The sequence below is a fragment of the Faecalibacterium prausnitzii genome (assembly GCF_003287495.1).
In the GTDB taxonomy this organism is placed as follows: Bacteria; Bacillota; Clostridia; order Oscillospirales; family Ruminococcaceae; genus Faecalibacterium; species Faecalibacterium prausnitzii_I.
The window spans coordinates 490,585-504,842 of the sequence record NZ_PRLE01000001.1 but is presented as its reverse complement, the minus strand read 5'-3'; the positions used below and the strand labels follow the sequence as shown (position 1 = coordinate 504,842).

Below are 14,258 nucleotides of genomic sequence, written 5' to 3'. Positions count from 1 at the left end.
GCCATAACAGCATACCCATAAACTGACGTGCAAACGCCAAGGACAATTGAGGAGAGAAAACCTATGCAATGGACCGGTTTGAATGAACTGCGTGAAAAGTACCTGAGCTTCTTTGAGGGCAAGGGCCACCTGCGCCTGGACAGCTTCCCGCTCGTCCCGAAGAACGACCCCAGCCTGCTGCTGATCAACAGCGGCATGGCCCCCATGAAAAAATGGTTCCTCGCTCAGGAGGAGCCGCCCCGTCACCGCGTGACCACCTGCCAGAAGTGCATCCGTACCCCGGATATCGAGCGCGTTGGCATCACTGCCCGCCACGGCACGTTCTTTGAGATGCTGGGCAACTTCTCGTTCCAGGATTATTTCAAAGAGGAAGTCATTCCCTGGGCATGGGAGTTCCTGACCAGCGACGAGTGGATGGCCATTCCGAAAGATAAGCTCCACATCTCCGTCTACGAGGAGGACGATGAGGCTTACGATATCTGGACCAAGAAAGTGGGCATCGCGCCCGATCACATGGTCCGCCTGGGCAAGGAAGACAACTTCTGGGAGCACGGCTCCGGCCCGTGCGGCCCCTGCTCCGAGATCTACTTTGACCGCGGCCCCGAGTACGGCTGTGGCAAGCCGACCTGCGGCGTGGGCTGCGACTGCGACCGCTATATGGAGATCTGGAACCTGGTGTTCAGCCAGTTTGACGCCGACGGCAAGGGCCACTACGAGCGTCTGGCACGCCCCAACATTGATACCGGCATGGGCCTGGAGCGCCTGGCCTGCGTGATGCAGGGCGTGGGCAACCTGTTTGAGGTGGATACCGTGCAGAGCGTGCTGCACCATGTGGAGCGCATTGCCGGCAAGACCTACGGTGCAAACGACAAGGACGACATCTCCATCCGCGTCATCACCGACCACATCCGCAGCTGCACCTTTATGGTGTCGGACGGCATCCTGCCCTCCAATGAGGGCCGCGGCTATGTGCTGCGCCGTCTGCTCCGCCGTGCTGCCCGCCATGGCCGGATGCTGGGCATCCGCCGCCCGTTCCTGGTGGAGCTGGTGGAGACCGTCATCCAGTCCAGCGAGTCCGCTTACCCCGAGCTGCGGGAGCATGAGGCTTATATCAAGAAAGTCATCGGCACCGAGGAGGCAAACTTTGCCCGTACCATCGACGCCGGCATGAACATCCTGAACAACATGATCGACGGCCTGGAGAAAGCACACCAGCATCTGCTCAAGGGCCTGGACGTCTTCAAGCTGAATGATACGTTCGGCTTCCCCATCGACCTGACCAAGGAGATCGCTGCCGAGCAGGGCATCGACATCGACGAGGACGGCTTCCACGCCGAGATGCAGAAGCAGAAAGAGCGTGCCCGCGCCGAGCGCCTCAAGAAGAATATCTCTGGCTGGAGCGAGGACCTGTTCGGCGGCCTCACCGCCGAGCCCACCGTCTTCACCGGCTACGACACCCTGCGCAGCGACGCTGTCGTGGTTGCCCTGAGCGACGAGGAGACCCTGACCGACGCCATCGCTACCGATGAGCAGGCCAAGGAAGACGTTCTGGTCGTTCTGGATAAGACCCCGTTCTACGCTGAGATGGGCGGCCAGGCTGCTGACCACGGCGTCATCACCGGTGCAGAGTGCTCCCTGCGCGTGCTGGATGTCAAGAAGACCCCCAAGGGCTACTACGTCCACACCTGCGTGCTGGAGAGCGGCATCGTCAAGGTGGGCGACCATCTGACCGCCCGCGTGGACAAAGAGTACCGCATGGCCATTGCCCGCAACCATACCGCTACCCACCTGCTGCAGGCTGCTCTGCGTGAGGTGCTGGGCGACCATGTCCATCAGGCTGGCTCCTATCAGGACGCCAAGATCACCCACTTCGACTTCACCCACTTCAGCGCGGTCACTCCTGAGGAGCTGGCCCGTGTGGAGAAGATCGTCAACGACAAGATCTTTGAGGCCATGAACGTCACCGTCAAGGAGATGCCCATTGAAGAAGCCAAGAAGCTGGGTGCAATGGCTCTGTTCGGCGAGAAGTACGGCAAGGTGGTCCGCGTGGTTGATATCGAGGGCTGGTCCACCGAGTTCTGCGGCGGCACCCATGTCAAGAACACCGCCCAGATCGGCTGCTTCAAGATCGTGAGCGAGAGCTCTGTGGCCGCTGGCATCCGCCGCATTGAGGCTGTCACCGGCAAGAACCTGCTGTTCCGTGCAAACCTGCAGGAGGCGATGCTGCACACCGTGGCGAACACCCTGAAAGCCAACAATGTGACTTCTCTGCCTGTTCGTGCCGAGGCTGTCATGGCTGAGAACAAGGCGATGACCAAGGAGCTGGAAGAGATCAAGGCAAAGGTTGCTGCCTCCAAGGTGACCAGCCTGTTTGATAATGCGGAGGAAGTGGATGGCGTGAAGATCGCTTCCGCTTACTTCACCGGCACCACCGGCGACACCCTGCGCGGCATGTGCGACAGCATCCGTGACAAGGCTGTGAACCCCGTGGTGGCTGTGCTGGTAGGCAAGGCCGAGGACAAGATCACCATGGCGGTCACCGTCAACAAGCTGGCACAGGAAAAGGGCCTGAAGGCGGGTGTGCTGGTGAAAGAGCTGGCTGCCATCGCAGGCGGCAAGGGCGGCGGCAAGCCGGACTTTGCGATGGCCGGCCTGAAAGACGAGACCAAGATCGACGAGGCACTGGCTGCTGTCAAGGGCATCGTGGAAAAACAGCTGGGTTGATTTTAAATAAAACCGAAAGGAGCAATTCCCATGGAAGATTGTCTGTTTTGTAAGATCGCGGCGGGCGAGATCCCCTCGAAGAAGCTCTACGAGGACGATCAGGTGGTTGCCTTTTATGACATCGCCCCGCAGGCGAAAGTGCATTTTCTGGTCATCCCGAAAAAGCACATCTCTTCTGCTGCTGCACTGACGGAGGCCGATGGCGCGCTGCTGGGCCATGTGTTTGCCGTCATCGCCAAGCTCGCCAAGGAGCAGGGCCTCGACAATGGCTACCGTGTCATCTCCAACGTGGGCGAGGACGCGGGCCAGACCGTGAAACACCTGCACTTCCATGTGCTGGGCGGCGAGAAACTGCCCGTCTGAAATTGAAAGAGAGGGAATTGTTATGGCTGAGACTTATACCCTGCATGTTGCGGGCCTGACCCGTGAGCTGACCATCTGCAAGGTGAACGACCACATGGACATTGCGGCGTTCATCATGCTGGGCGACGCCGAGCTGACCGTGGCTGCTGCCACCGAGCTGCTGAAGAAGTGCCCGGATTTTGACATCCTGCTCACCGCGGAGGCCAAAGGCATTCCTCTGGCTCATGAGATGAGCCGCCAGAGCGGCAAGCCCTACGTCTGCGCGCGCAAGGGCATCAAGCTCTATATGAAAGACCCGGTGGTCGTGGAAGACAAATCCATCACCACCGAGGGCAAGCAGAAGCTGGTTATCGACCGCAAGGAGCTGGACGAGATGAACGGCAAGCGGGTCCTGGTCGTGGACGATGTTATCTCCACGGGTGGCTCCCTCAAGGCACTGGATGCTCTGGCAGAGCAGACCCAGTGCACCATCGTGGGCCAGGCGGCTGTCCTGGCTGAGGGCGATGCAGCGGAGCGCAAGGATATCATCTACCTTGAGCCGCTGCCTCTGTTCCTCCACTGATCGAATATGCGTCGGCCGCTCTGCGTCTTCTGCGTTGGTACGCTGGGGGTAGAGTTGGTGTGCGCGTTTTTGCCGCAAACGGGGCTTTTGCTGCCGTTTGCGGCATTTTTTGTGCCCGCGCTGCTCTGGCTGCTCTTTGGCAAAAACAGCCGGGGCTATGGCGTCTGCCTGCTGCTGGGGGCTCTGGCCGGGCTGCTGCTCACGGCTCATACCCGGCAAAAGCTGGACCGTGTCCACACCGCTTACGCTGATCGGGAAGTGACCCTGACCGCCGAGGTGGAAGAGGTGTCGGCCTCCTATTACCCGGGCGTCGTCCATGCGGTGCTGCGGGTGGAACCGACAGGCGGTGAGAAGACCGCATTCCGGGTGGAGTGTGTCTGTATGCCAAAGTGCACGGCCGGGGAGCGGGTGCAGGCCCGCTTCGCGCTGGAAGTACCAGCCCGGACACAGCAGCTTTCTTCCTACGCGGACGGCATTGCCCTGAGCGGGGAATATCTCTCAGGAATGAAGCACCTGGGCCCGAGTGAGAGCTTCCGGGCCAAAACGGCGCGGCTCCAAAGGCGGCTGAGCGCGGCTCTGCGCAAGGGGATGGCACAGGGCCCGGCGGGGGTGCTGGCGGCCATGGTGCTGGGTGACCGCACCCATCTGCCCAAAGACTTTCGCAGTGCCTACCGGGCGGCGGGTCTTTCCCATGTGCTGGTGGTCAGCGGAATGCATGTGTCCATCCTCTGCGGCAGCGTGTTTGCAAAATACCTGCCGGAAAAGAAAAAGCGGGAGCGCGGTTATGCCAGCCGGAGGCGGCAGGCGTTGTTCAGCGCTGCCATGGCCCTGCTGCTGGCCGGGGTCACCGGGCTGACGCCCTCGGTCCTGCGGGCAGCCACGGCGGTATGGGTCAGCGCGCTGGGCGTCTGGGTTTACGGCCCGCCGGATGCCCTCACCTCGCTGGGCGTGGCAGGCGTCTGGATGACGCTGGGCAACAGCTACGCCGTCTGTGACATCGGCTTTGAGCTTTCTTTTGCGGCGGTGCTGGGCACATTGGCCGGAGCGGAACTGGCCCGGAAAAGCCGCCGTTTCCCGCTGCTGCGGAACAGTGTGTGGGAGACGCTCTGCGTTTCTGCCTGCGCCAGCGCGGCCACTTTCCCGGTGCTGGTGCTCCGGGGGTTGAGTGCCAGCTTGTATGCGCTGGTGTCCAGTGTGGCCGTGCTCTGGCTGGTGGAGCCCGTTTTACAATTGGGCCTTGCCACGGCTCTGCTTGGCTGCTGGTCCGCGCTGGCCCCGCTGCACCGGGTGTGCTCCCTGTGCGCGGCCACGCTGGCAGGGTGTTTGAACCGATGGGCCCTCTGGGTATCCGGCTGGCCCGGGGCACAGATCTATTTTGACACTGCCTGCGCCGCCCTCGTCTGCCTGCTGCTGTTGGGGCTGGGGTGGCTGGCGTACCACTGGCGTGTCCGGCCGCGGGTGGCACTGCCCTGTCTGGTGCTGACGGCGGCGCTGGCCATCGGTTTGGGGAATGTCCTGAACCGGGAGATCGTCCGGGTGGAGCTGGCCGGGAGCCGGAACGCTCCGGCCGTGGTCATCACGCGGGGAGAGAGCGCCGTGGTGCTCTTCCGGGGCGGCAGCAGTACCCAGCAGGCGGTGGAAACGCTGCTCACCCGGCGGGGCGCGCGGGAAGTGGAAATGCTGGTAGACCTGCGGATGAACCCGCGGACGCCCTGCACGCTGGAAGCCAGAGAGCGGATGGCAGCAGACGAAATGCCCCGCTATACTACCCGCCGTGCCCACAGCAGCTCGGCAGAGCTGGAAGTGCTGCGAGTACAGAATGGCTGCATCGTCCGCATCACGGCGGCGGGGCGGCAGTTTGTTGCCCTGAGCGGGAGTGTCCCGCTGGCAAAGCCTGTCCGGGTTGACTGGCTGCTGGCAAGCCCGGCCCGCCCGGACGCGGTGCAGTACACAGACTGCCTGACACTGAGCAGTGCATACCGCTGGATGGAGGAAGATGCGGAAACAGAGACCGCCTCCTGCCTGGCGCTCCGCCCCGGTGGCGGGGAGCGGCTTTCGTGAGCGCTTTTCAAAGCGGGCGGAATATGATAAAATAGCACTTGACAAAACAAAAAGGAGGACAGCCTTTTGGCAACCGAAACAAAACTCCGGCAGCTGGCAGAGCAGGGCTGTGCGGTCTACTATTTTTATTCCAGCGAGCGGTATCTGGTGCGGCGGGCGGTGGCGGCTGCGTCCCAGCTGCTGGCAGCAGGGGAGGACGAAGAGACCACCGTGCTGGACGGAGCGACCCCGGGCATTGAGCAGCTCATCATGGCGGCGGGTACCATCTCGTTTTTTGGCACCCGGCGCGTGGTCGTCCTGCCGGAGATCGACCCAAGCGCTTACAGCGACAAAGACCTGGACGAGCTCTGCGAGACGCTGGGCAGTTTGGAAAACGCCGTGGTGGTGCTGGGCACCGTGTTTGACCTGGAACGCAATAAGCTCAAGCTGGGCAAGCGGGCGCAAAAGCTCATCAACCAGTGCAAAAAGCTGGGCTTTACCGAGGAGCTGGCCAAACCCAAGCCCTATGAGCTGAAAATCATGATGATCGAGCGGGCCAAGGAGCAGGGAACAAACCTGCCCGAGAGCGCGGCCGGTGCTTTGCTGGAGCGCTGCGGCGAGGACCCGTTTCTGCTGGAAAATGAGGTGGACAAGCTCTGCGCCGTTTCCGGCTACAAGACCGTTACCACGGCCATGGTGGCCGAGATGGGCACTGTCAGCCTGGAAGCAGACGTGTTTGAGATGATCCGGATGATCACGGCCAAAAACGCCACGGGTGCCTGCAAAAAAATGCAGACACTGCTCCGCCTGCAGCAGGAGCCCATTGCCATTACAGCGGCCATGATCGGCAGCTATGTGGACCTGTACCGGGTCAAGCTGGGGGCGGTCCGGCGGAAAAACTACAGCACGGTCTTCAAGGATTTCGGGTACAGGGGGAGCGATTACCGGCTCAAGCGCTCGGCGGAGACAGCCGCCCACTACACGCTGCCCCAGCTGGAAGCCTGTATGCAGGTGCTGCTGGAGCTGGATAAAAGTTTAAAAAGCCAGCCTGTGGACGACGGGGTGCTGATGGAAACGGCCCTCTGCCGTCTGGCACTGGCGGGGAGCAGCCGATGAACGAAGCAAATTTTGTACACACCAGCCGGGTGCTGATCGTGGAGGGAAAATACGATGCAGCCCGGCTTTCCCATTTGACCGACGCCATGATCCTGCTGACGGACGGGTTTGCGATCTATAAGGACAAAAAGCGCCAGCAGCTGTTCAAGGCGCTGGCGAAGAAGAACGGCCTCATTCTGCTCACCGACTCGGACGCGGCAGGGTTCCGCATCCGCAACTACATCACCAATTTAGTAGGGGCGCGGAATGTGGTGCAGGCTTATGTCCCGGCCATTCACGGCAAGGAGAAGCGGAAACCCCAGCCCGGCAAAGAGGGGCTTCTGGGCGTGGAGGGCGTGGACGACGCCATTGTGGTCAAGATTCTGCGGGAAGCACTGGGCACGGAGGCCGATGCGGCAGCCCCCCGCCCGGAGGGACGGCAGATCACCTATACCGACCTGTACGATTGGGGCCTTTCCGGCACGGCAGGCAGCGCGGAGCGGAAAACAAAGCTCCTCAACGCGCTGGGCCTGCCGCCGCGCCTCTCCAAAAAGGAGCTGGTGGAGGCGCTGAACCGTCTGTACAGTTTTGAACAGTTGAATTCCATGCAAGAAACACTCTTTAAAGATGAAGAATAAGACGATTGAAAAACCCGGTAATCCGGCGGGGATTGTGCTATAATAGTAACATTATGCGCACTGGGTGTACGGAAACGCCCGCAGGGCAAAAATCCGGCTGCACAAATCGGTGCGGCGGTGGAAGAAAGAGGAGAAAAATCATGGAACGAGAAAAACTCAAATCAAGACTTGGGTTTATCCTGCTTTCCGCAGGCTGTGCCATCGGCATCGGAAACGTATGGAAATTCCCCTACATGGCCGGCCAAGGCGGCGGCGGCGCGTTCGTGCTGTTCTATCTGCTGTTCCTGGTCATCTTGGGCCTGCCCATCATGAGCATGGAGTTTGCAGTGGGCCGCGCCAGCCACAAGAGTCCGGTGCGCGCCTATCAGGCACTGGAAAAGCCGGGCCAGAAATGGCACATCCACGGCTACTTTACCCTCATTGGCTGCTACCTGCTGATGATGTTCTACACCACCGTGGCCGGCTGGATGATGCATTACTTCTACATGACGGCTGCGGGCAAGCTCTCCGGCCTGACCGCGGATGAAGTGGCAAGTGCCTTTACCGAGATGCTGGCAAGCCCCGGCATCATGGCGTTCTGGATGGTCGTGGTGGTCGTGTTCGGCATCTTTGTCTGTGCCCGTGGCCTGCAGAACGGCTTGGAGCGTGTGACCAAAGTCATGATGATCGCTCTGCTGGTCATCATGGTCATCCTGGCCGTCAACAGCCTGTTCATGCCGGGGGCAGCTGAGGGCCTCAAGTTCTATCTGGTGCCGGACTTTGCCCGCATGAAAGAGGTGGGCGTCGTCAACACGCTGGTGGGTGCTATGAACCAGGCGTTCTTCACCCTGAGCCTGGGCGTGGGTGCCATGGCCATCTTTGGCAGCTACATTGGCAAAGAGCGCGCGCTGCTGGGCGAGTCCGTCCGTGTGGTGGTGCTGGATACCTTCGTAGCCATTACGGCCGGCCTCATCATTTTCCCGGCCTGCTTTACTTATGGCGTGGACCAGACCTCCGGCCCCAGCCTCATTTTTATCACCCTGCCCAACATTTTTGCCAACATGGCCATGGGCCGGCTGTGGGGCAGCCTGTTCTTCCTGTTCATGGCGTTTGCCGCTCTCTCCACGGTGCTGGCCGTGTTTGAGAACATCATCTGCTGCGATATGGAGCTGATGCACTGGGACCGCAAAAAGTCCAGCTGGGTCAACCTGTTCCTCATCATTGCCCTCTCATTGCCCTGCGTGCTGGGCTACAACCTCTGGGCCTGGGATGGCTTTGCCATCTTCGGCGGCGCCGTGCTGGATCTGGAGGATTTCCTCGTCAGCAACCTGTTCCTGCCGCTGGGTTCGCTGGTCTACCTGCTGTTCTGCACCTCCCGCTATGGCTGGGGCTGGGAGAACTACAAAAAAGAGGTCAACACCGGCGATGGCCTCAAAGTGCACGACTGGATGCGCGGCTACCTGACCTACGGTTTGCCGGTCATCGTGCTGTTCATCTTTGCATTTGGCCTGTACGATAAATTCCTGGCGTAACCCGGCAGCCGGGGCCGCTGTAAATGACCACTGACCCCTAAGAGGCGGCCCTCCTTCCCGGAGGACTGCCTCTTTTTGCTTCCACAGGAGGAAAATGACCATGTATATTCTGATCTGTGATGACGAGCCCGCGGTGGCCCGGCAGGTGGAACAACTTGCCCGGCAGCACCTGGAACAGCGGGGCATCCCGGTGCAGTGCGCCGTCTGCACCCGGGGCGAGGAGGTGCTGGCCCGGACGGACCTGGCCCAGTACCAGCTGGCCCTGCTGGACGTGGACCTGGAGACCATGACCGGCATTGCACTGGGGCGGCGGCTCAAGCAGCAGAACCCGGAGCTGGTGCTGGTGTACATTTCAGCCTATCTGGAGTTTGCTCCTGAGGGCTACACGGTCCGTGCGTTCCGGTATCTCCTCAAGCGGGATATGGAGCGGATGCTGCCCAGCTGTCTGGATGCCGTGCTTGCCGAGCACAGCCGGGAGTGCCGGACGCTGCCCATCCGGCAGGGGCGGCGCGAGACAGAGGTACCGCTGGATCAGATCTATTATCTGGAGAGCGACCTGCGAAAGATCAATGTCTATGGTGAAACGCTCCACAAGCCGCTCTGCTCCTACTACGGCAAACTGACGGACCTGCCCGCCTCCCTGCAGGAAGACGGTTTTTTGCGGGTCGGGCGCAGCTTTGTGGTCAACATGCGGTATATCCGGCAGATCAGCAATTACAAAGTGATGCTCCAGAACGGCGTGGAACTGGGCGTCAGCCGGAACGGCTATGCAGCCATCCGGGGCGCTTATCTGGAGTGGAAAGGGCAGTTTGGCGATGAGCTATGAGTTGAAGATGAAGCTGCTGATGCACCTGGTCTGCATCGTGCAGTGGGGCGTGTTTGCCCTCATCCACTGGGAGATGCTGGGCAAAGGCAAGTGGAAACATCCCTTTGCCTGTACGGTGCTGGCATTGTGCGGGATGCTGGTAATTTCGCTCTGGATCGATTTCGGCTTTTTCAATGCCGCTTCCATTGCGTTCAACGTGCTGTACCTGCTGGTGACATCGGCGTTTTTTGGCGGGACCATCCGCCAGAAGCTGATGGCCTGCATGGTCAACGGCGTGGTCTGCCTGCTGACGGAAAATACAGTCATATATCTCTATACCTATCTAGAAGCGGTTCCGCCTGCGCAGGTGATCCGGCAGCCGCTGGGCGTTCTGCTCATGGCAGCGGCGATGCTCATCGTGGGTGGCATCACGGCTCAGATGGCAAAGCACTGGGGCCAGAAGCAGGCGCTGGAACCGCTGCAGCTGGTGGTTGCCATGTTCTTCCCGGGGGTGGTCGTGGTGCTCAACATGCTGCTGATGGTCTCGGGCGGTCGGTTCGACGCCACCCAGTTCAGCGTGCTGTTTACGGTGGGGCTCACGGTGGCGGTGTTGGTGCACCTGCTCTTTGTCCAGATGCTCAACGAGCAGGTGGTGCAGAAAAAGGATTCTCAGTACCGTGCCACATTGGAGCAGGAGCGGGCGGAAGCCCTGATGGAATCCTACACCACCCAGCGTCGCCTGACCCATGAGTTTGCCAACCATCTCGAAGCACTGAGCCTGATGCTCCAGCAGAACGACGTGGCCGGAGCCCGCGGCTACCTGACCTCCATCAGCAAGACCATCCAGATGAACAGTGCCATCCTCAACACCCACAACCCCCTGCTGGACGCTCTGCTCAGCAAAAAGTACGAGGAAGCAGCCCGGAAAGGGGTCATGATGTACTTTGACCTCTCAGACCTGAAAGACATCCCGCTGGATCGGACGCATCTGGTCATCGTGGTGTCCAACCTGCTCAACAATGCCATTGAGGCAGCGGCACAGGCGGCCCCGCCCGAGGTGCATGTCCGGATGAAAAAGACGGAGGGAGAGCTGGTGATCTCGGTGCGCAACCGGGTCAGACAGAATGTGGAGATCCCGGAGGGGCAGCTGCCCCGTTCCACCAAGCGTGAACCTGGCCACGGCATGGGGCTGGCCAATGTCTGCGCGGTGCTGGAGGCGCACAACGCCGAGTACACCCTCAGCTGCCGGGACAACTGGTTCCGCTTTACCTGTGCGTTCCCGACCAACGGAATATGACATCCTGAGATGCAGAATATGACAACTCCCGTGCATTGGCGGCACAAATCTGCTATGATAAAGGCAGTAAAGGCGACCTGAGCGGGAATGGCGCTTTGATTGCGGCCGGATTTTTCCGGGGCGTCTGCTGATGCATAAGGCCCTGCGATGCGTGTGTGCAGGGCCTCTGGCCTTTGCTTTCCGAAAGTCTGACGAGGCTCTTGGCGGCAGTCTGGGGATTGCTGTACATAGAGAACTTGACCGCTGTGTGGCTCGCAGCGGGCGGTACCGTGTGTGGGAACGGGGTGCTGCCCGGCGGGGCTATGTGGTTTTGCAGGTCAAGAGCTTCGCCGGGCTTTTTCTTTTTTACCGTTTTGTCATATTTCACGGTTTGTTTCTTGTTTTTTCACCGGGTGCATGGTAAAATTAAGATATTCTTGAACAAGAAAATTCACAAAACTTTAAATTTTACGGTTAAAATACCCGGAAAGAAAGTGGGCGGAGCGGATGCGAAACAAACGGGCCGGAAAGGCTGTGGCAGCGTTGGCCATGGGAATTGTGGTGGCCGCGGGTCTGGTGGCTATAGGCGCAAAGGAATCCGGCCCCAGCCTGACGTATCATGAGCTGCTGGTGCTGGCCGGGGATAAGACTCAGGCGGCCTCCGCGGAGCAAGACCTGGAAGCAGCGTCTGGCCTGCCGGAAGCCATCGGGGAAGAAGCGGTCGCTGTCAGCAAGTTAAAAGAAGAGCTGGAAGAGATCGACGCGGAAAACAGCGCTTCCAGTGAGGCCGTGCCGGAAGAGATGCCGGAGTCCGAGGCGGCTGCCTCGGAAGAAAGTGTCTCGGCGGAGAGCACCGCCCCGGAGGTTTCCTCGGCCTCGGATTCCGCCGCGTCTTCCGTGCCATCCAGTGCGGCGGAATCCCATGCCGTGTCCGAAGCCGCCAGTGCCCCGTCCAGTACAGCGGCCAGCAGTGCCCCCACTGCGGAGGAACTCTGTGACCAGAAGATTGCGGAGTATATCCGCCAGATCGAGCAGCTGCAGGCCCGCAGTGAAAAGCGGCTTTACAGTATTATGCTGTCGGCCTATAGCGAGTATATGTCTCACCCGGTGGAGGAGCGGAACCTTGTGACGAAAGTGTCTGCGGTCCTCTCCAAGAGCGGGGAGCTAACGGCCGCCCAGAACCAGTGTGACGCGGAGTTTGCGCAGATCATGGCTGCCATGCGGAAGACCCTGCGAGAAAATGGCCGGGATGAGAACATTGCGGATGAGGCGGAAAAAACCTATAAGCAGAAGAAAAACGCCCTCATCAAGGAACTGACCAGCCAGGCCTACAGCGGTGGTGACGGCAGCGGCCAATCCGGCAAATGGCTGGCCGAGCACGCCGATGGAAACATCGTGGACTGAGATGGAAATAAGAAAAACAGCGCCGCTGCGGCTCTGGGAGAATTTCCTGAGAAATGCAGCGGCGCTGTTTTGCAGATGAAACACTTTCGTGTCCTGAACTTCACGGAAATCAATTTACAAACCTGAAGAGATGTATTATAATAAAATCGCTGTGTTTCGATATAACACAACCAAAGGAGGAAAACTTGGTGCTGGTTACTCTGATTGAGAGCGTTTACAATTTTTTGTGGGGAGATCTGCTCACTCTGCCGCTGGGCGGGGTGACGCTCAACCTCTCCCTTATGGTCATCCTGCTGTTTACGGCGGGCATCTATTTCACACTGCGCACCCGGCTGCTTCCGATGCGGCTGTTCCGGGATATGCTGGACGCTGTCTGCGAGAAAAAGCAGGGGAAGCAGGGCGGCCTTTCGTCGCTCCAGACGCTGGTGGTCTCCACCGCTACCCGGGTGGGTATGGGCAACCTCGTTGGCGTGGTGGCGGCGGTTTCCGTGGGTGGTGCAGGGGCCGTGTTCTGGATGTGGGTCACGGCGCTGCTGGGGGCGTCCACTTCCTTTGTGGAGTCCACGCTGGCGCAGAAATATAAAGAGCCCGATCCGCTTTATGGCGGCTGGCGCGGCGGCCCGGCGTTTTATCTGCACAAGCTGGCAGAGCGCAAGCGGGGGAAACTGCTCAAAAAATCTGTTGTGGCATCGTTGTTTGCGGTGTCCGGGCTCATCTGCTGGTGCGGCATCAGCCAGGTTATCAGCAACTCGGTGAGCGAGGCGTTTTCCAATGCGTTTTCCATTCCGCCGCTGGTGACGACCCTTGCGCTTACCGCGCTGGCGGCAGTCATCGTCCTGCGGAAAGATGCAACGGTCAAGAGCCTGGATGTGATTGTTCCCATCATGGCGGGCTGCTATTTCCTCATGACGCTCTATGTTGTTTTCACCAATCTGCCGCAGCTGCCCGGCGTGCTTGCCCGTATTTTCTCGGAGGCATTTGGCCTGCGGCAGGCGGCCGCTGGCGGCTTTGGAGCCGTGGTTATGAATGGCGTCAAGCGAGGCCTTTTTTCCAATGAAGCAGGTTCCGGTTCTGCTCCCTGCGCGGCGGCGGCTGCCGAGTGTGATGACCCGGTCAAGATGGGATTGGTGCAGGCGCTGGGCGTTCTGATTGACACCATCGTGATCTGCAGCTGTACCGCTTTTGTAATGTTGCTGGCGCCGGAAAGCGTGACCGCTGGGCTGCAGGGCATGAATCTGTTACAGGCAGCGATGCAGTACCATCTGGGCGGCTTCGGAGTGGTGTTCATTGCCGTCACGCTGGCACTGTTCAGCTTCTCAACGTTTATCGGGATTTTGTTCTATGCACGATGCAACGTGGCTTATCTCTTTGGCGACCATTGGGGCTGGCAGACCGCCTATAAGCTGCTGGCACTGGCGATGATGCTGGTGGGCGGTGTGGCAGCCTATACGGTCGTATGGGATTTGGGCGATGTGGGCATCGGCCTGATGACCATTTTCAATATGATCGCTCTTTACCCCCTGTCCGGCGAAGCTTTGACCGCTCTGCAGGAATATGAGAAGAAAAAGCACCTGAAATAAAGATCACGGAAATAGAAGAAATAAAGACACCGCACCCTGCTTGTAAGATGCAAGCCAGGGCGCGGTGTCTTTTTTGCTGGAGGAAAATGAGAGATAGAGGGGCATTCGAGCGGCTTGATTGCTGAAAAGTATAAGTTTGTCAGAAGAGAAGCACAGGAACTTATGGAATGAGAAACCGCTGATGGTTCAGAACCGATAAGAAATCAGACAATTTGTAAAGAAAGCTCAAGCTGATGCGATTTTTTTTCAGATAGTAATAT

General features: G+C 59.6%; 11 protein-coding genes. All 11 read left to right on the top strand.

Annotated elements, in window-relative coordinates:
- The first annotated feature begins 63 nt into the window (after positions 1 to 63).
- Positions 64 to 2,724, top strand: a complete 2,661-nt coding sequence (alaS, locus tag C4N22_RS02350) for an alanine--tRNA ligase (protein WP_112147852.1) — start codon at positions 64 to 66, stop codon at positions 2,722 to 2,724.
- Between the two features lie 30 nt (positions 2,725 to 2,754).
- Positions 2,755 to 3,087, top strand: coding sequence for a histidine triad nucleotide-binding protein (locus C4N22_RS02345; RefSeq protein WP_022257684.1), 333 nt, complete (start codon positions 2,755 to 2,757; stop codon positions 3,085 to 3,087).
- Between the two features lie 22 nt (positions 3,088 to 3,109).
- Positions 3,110 to 3,649 carry a phosphoribosyltransferase family protein gene (locus C4N22_RS02340; protein WP_112147851.1) on the top strand — a complete coding sequence of 180 codons (540 nt, stop codon included), beginning with the start codon at positions 3,110 to 3,112 and terminating at the stop codon, positions 3,647 to 3,649.
- Positions 3,650 to 3,718: 69 nt separating this feature from the next.
- Entirely contained in the window at positions 3,719 to 5,710 is a 1,992-nt protein-coding gene (locus tag C4N22_RS02335; protein ID WP_242980923.1) for a ComEC/Rec2 family competence protein, read from the top strand.
- 66 nt (positions 5,711 to 5,776) lie between these two features.
- Positions 5,777 to 6,805, top strand: a complete 1,029-nt coding sequence (gene holA / locus C4N22_RS02330) for a DNA polymerase III subunit delta (protein WP_112147850.1) — start codon at positions 5,777 to 5,779, stop codon at positions 6,803 to 6,805.
- Entirely contained in the window at positions 6,802 to 7,422 is a 621-nt protein-coding gene (locus C4N22_RS02325) for a toprim domain-containing protein (RefSeq protein WP_112114636.1), read from the top strand. Before holA ends, C4N22_RS02325 begins: the two co-directional genes overlap by 4 nt.
- 140 nt (positions 7,423 to 7,562) lie before the next feature.
- Positions 7,563 to 8,933 carry a sodium-dependent transporter gene (locus tag C4N22_RS02320; protein WP_112114637.1) on the top strand — a complete coding sequence of 457 codons (1,371 nt, stop codon included), beginning with the start codon at positions 7,563 to 7,565 and terminating at the stop codon, positions 8,931 to 8,933.
- 100 nt (positions 8,934 to 9,033) lie between these two features.
- Positions 9,034 to 9,759 (top strand): LytR/AlgR family response regulator transcription factor, encoded by a 726-nt coding sequence (locus C4N22_RS02315; protein WP_022257690.1) that lies wholly within the window; start codon positions 9,034 to 9,036, stop codon positions 9,757 to 9,759.
- Positions 9,749 to 11,035, top strand: a complete 1,287-nt coding sequence (locus tag C4N22_RS02310; RefSeq protein WP_112147849.1) for a sensor histidine kinase — start codon at positions 9,749 to 9,751, stop codon at positions 11,033 to 11,035. Before C4N22_RS02315 ends, C4N22_RS02310 begins: the two co-directional genes overlap by 11 nt.
- A 486-nt stretch (positions 11,036 to 11,521) precedes the next feature.
- Entirely contained in the window at positions 11,522 to 12,418 is an 897-nt protein-coding gene (locus C4N22_RS02305; protein ID WP_112147848.1) for a hypothetical protein, read from the top strand.
- Between the two features lie 188 nt (positions 12,419 to 12,606).
- Positions 12,607 to 13,998, top strand: coding sequence for an alanine/glycine:cation symporter family protein (locus C4N22_RS02300; RefSeq protein ID WP_181567150.1), 1,392 nt, complete (start codon positions 12,607 to 12,609; stop codon positions 13,996 to 13,998).
- The last annotated feature ends 260 nt before the right edge of the window (positions 13,999 to 14,258 follow it).